The sequence below is a fragment of the Streptomyces sp. NPDC050211 genome (assembly GCF_040656035.1).
Lineage (GTDB): Bacteria > Actinomycetota > Actinomycetes > Streptomycetales > Streptomycetaceae > Streptomyces.
In genome coordinates this window covers 1-2,745 of sequence record NZ_JBFALC010000163.1, presented here as the reverse complement: position 1 = coordinate 2,745, position 2,745 = coordinate 1, and the positions used below count along the sequence as shown (strand labels likewise).

Sequence of the window (2,745 nt, the reverse complement as noted above, 5' to 3'; positions counted from 1 at the left end):
GGGAACCGCGTCACCCAAGCGAAGTTCGAGTGCGTCAAGTGCGGCCTGGTGGAGAACGCAGACCGCGTGGGCGCGCTGAACGTCCTGCACAGGGCTGGGCTGGTCCTCTGCGACGGTGCTTAGCCACCGATCCAGGAAGCCCGCGACTTCAGTCGTGGGTGGAGTCACATCTACAGCTCCCGGGCCGCGCACTCCACGTGTGACGACTACCTGAGAAGCATCCGCGCCGCACACCTTGCGAACACCGCGGAGAATTACGTGGACATCGCGTACAGCGCGCTCGGGTGTCAGCACGGGTACGTGTTCGAGGGCCGCGGCACGCATAAGCGCTCCGGCGCAAACGGCTCCGCGGACCTCAACGGCCGGGACTACGCCGTGTGCGCGCTCCTCGGCTCAAAGGGCCTCACCGTGCCACCGGATGCCATGCTCCACGGGCTCCGGGACGCGATCGAATGGCTCCGCCGGGACGGGGATGCCGGGGACTGGATCGGCGGCCACCGGGACGGCTACTCCACCGAGTGCCCCGGGGACTGGCTGTACGGGTGGGTCCAGCGCGGCGCGCCCCGGCCGGGCGGGAGTAAGCCGGCTCCGGCGGGCGACGTCTTCGTGGTGCGCGCCGGGGACTCCCTGGCCGTCATCGCCCGGCGCCTGGACGTGTCCTGGCAGGACCTGGCGAAGGTCAACGGGCTCCGCCCGCCGTACACGATCTATCCCGGCCAGGAGCTTCACATCCCCGACGCATCCAGCGGCGGCGGCCAGGAGATCCCGCCTTTTCCCGGCGCAGGCGCGTTCGTGCTCGGCAAGACGAACCCGGCCGTCACGCAGCTGGATAAGCGGCTCATCGCGAAGGGCTTCACCCGGCACCACGACGGCAACGGCTACCAGGCCGGGCCGCGGTTCACCGAGTACTCCCGGCGCAACGTCGCGGACTTCCAGCGCTCCCGCGCCGAGCTCCGTGCGGACCCGGACGGATACCCGGGCCCGCTCACTTGGAAGCTTCTTCACTCCGAGAAGGGACCCCGCTCGTGTCCAGTGGACTCAACCTCGCCCGCAGGGAAACCGTCGTGAAGACAGCGGCGACGTCGGGCAGAGATCTCCTCGAGCGCACGCTCTCCACGGTCCTCCAGTCGTTCACTGGCGGCGTCCGCGCCATCCTCGCTGTTGGGAAGGGCCTGTTCGCTCGTCTGCGGGATGCGGCCAACTCCTCATCCCTGGTCAAGGGGGTGTAGTCCATGGAGGCGCCGGAGGCATCGGTGGCCGCAGAACTGGAGCGGCTACGCGGCACCGTGTCTACCGGGTTCGCTGAGGTCAAGGGCGCGTTGGCCGTCCTCGTTGAACGATCGACGCGGAACGAGCAGGACCTCAAGCAGCTTCGGGAGGACACAGACACCGCCATCACCGCACTGCGGACGGAGGTGGAGGAGTTGAAGGCGCGGCGGTGGCCCCTCGGAGTGGTCGGCGCGCTGACCGGTGTGGCCGGTGCTGCAACGGGCGTTGTGTCGCTATTCATCCGCTGACCGGTCCCGACAGACCGAGTGCCCGCCCCGCAACGGCTCAAGGGGGTAGTGCGACCTGGGAGGACGCGCGGGCGTGCTCGCGCTGGGTGTGCAGTGCGTCCAGGGTGGCCACCGCGTCGGCAAGGTCGGCGTCGTGGAGCGACGATCACCGCACATCTTGGCAGCGTAGAACGGCCGTTGGGCAAGTGGGAGTGGTGCGGAACGCGACAAGAGCGCGAGCCTGGTCGACGTAATGGTCGCCACCGACCATGGGCCGAACACCGCCTTGTCTCAGCCGGACCATCACAGGCCAAGGTGGACGTAAAGCCAGCGCTGACCGGTGAGGCAAGGTTCTCGCAAGGTTCCTGCCTACATGCATGCCGCACCGTGGACGGGTCGGAGAGCTACTCATCCATCGCCTATGGGGGACAACCATGCGTCCTCCGTCGAAGGAGAGCAGATGAACATGAGAGGCACGGAGATGCCTGTCTTACGGAAAATGATGGCTCTGCTCGGAGCGATCAGCATCGCTCTGGGGGCGTTCTTGGTTGCTGCCCCGTCCGCGCAGGCGGACACGACTGAAACCAAGCTGCACTCGATACTCGGCGACGAGGCCGGCCCGGCCAGCTGGGACCGCGCGATGGGCGGCGCACTCTCTCCGGTATCAGCTCTTGCCAGTGAGCACCGGGGAACCGAGCAGGACGGCACCGTACACATCCAAACGTGGGCCGGGCCCTACGTCTCTTGGGAGGAGTGTCGCTTTTATCGGTCGTTGGCCGAGGACCTCGAATACAGCACCACACCGTGCATTCACGAGTCCCAGGGCTGGTTCTTCCAGTTCTTCTGATCGGTCCGGTGGCCTACCGCGACCTCAACGAGGTGCTGGCGCGACTCTCGCGTGACCACGTCGACGTGTTCGCGGAGATGGAGGCCGCCCGCCGCGCCGCCCGGCACATGCGCCGGGCCGCCTCGGTCAGCCGGTGCCGGATCTGCCGGCACCCGGTCCACGCCCACGCCCTGGTGGATGGAGTGCGGGTGTGCACCAGGTCCCGGGACGGAGGGCCGCCGTCCTGCCGGGAGTGCGCACGCCTGCGTCGACGAAGAAGCTGAGCAACGGATGGGGCTCAACCGCGCGGATCATGCCCGCGACCCTAACGACCGCAAGCGAAATGGTCCGTCCCGTATCGAGGAGTGCGGGACGGACCATCGGGTGTGGGTCAGCAGTCGCGGCTCGTCGCCGAGTTGGGAT

The 2,745-nt window shown here is 67.9% G+C and carries 6 protein-coding genes; all 6 read left to right on the top strand.

Annotation, left to right across the window (positions count from 1 at the left end; genetic code table 11):
• A partial coding sequence (locus AB0I98_RS49680) for a zinc ribbon domain-containing protein (protein ID WP_362953118.1) occupies positions 1-123 on the top strand: 123 nt, incomplete at its 5' end.
• 135 nt (positions 124-258) lie between these two features.
• A complete protein-coding gene (locus AB0I98_RS49675; RefSeq protein ID WP_362953116.1) occupies positions 259-1,068 on the top strand; it encodes a peptidoglycan-binding protein in 810 nt (269 codons plus the stop codon).
• Positions 1,065-1,229 (top strand): hypothetical protein, encoded by a 165-nt coding sequence (locus AB0I98_RS49670; RefSeq protein WP_362953114.1) that lies wholly within the window; start codon positions 1,065-1,067, stop codon positions 1,227-1,229. The genes AB0I98_RS49675 and AB0I98_RS49670 overlap by 4 nt, the downstream gene beginning before the upstream one ends.
• A 3-nt stretch (positions 1,230-1,232) precedes the next feature.
• Positions 1,233-1,517, top strand: a complete 285-nt coding sequence (locus AB0I98_RS49665) for a hypothetical protein (protein WP_362953112.1) — start codon at positions 1,233-1,235, stop codon at positions 1,515-1,517.
• Between the two features lie 445 nt (positions 1,518-1,962).
• Positions 1,963-2,343 carry a hypothetical protein gene (locus tag AB0I98_RS49660; protein WP_362953110.1) on the top strand — a complete coding sequence of 127 codons (381 nt, stop codon included), beginning with the start codon at positions 1,963-1,965 and terminating at the stop codon, positions 2,341-2,343.
• An 8-nt stretch (positions 2,344-2,351) separates the two neighbouring features.
• Positions 2,352-2,606 carry a hypothetical protein gene (locus AB0I98_RS49655; protein ID WP_362953108.1) on the top strand — a complete coding sequence of 85 codons (255 nt, stop codon included), beginning with the start codon at positions 2,352-2,354 and terminating at the stop codon, positions 2,604-2,606.
• Positions 2,607-2,745 lie beyond the last annotated feature (139 nt).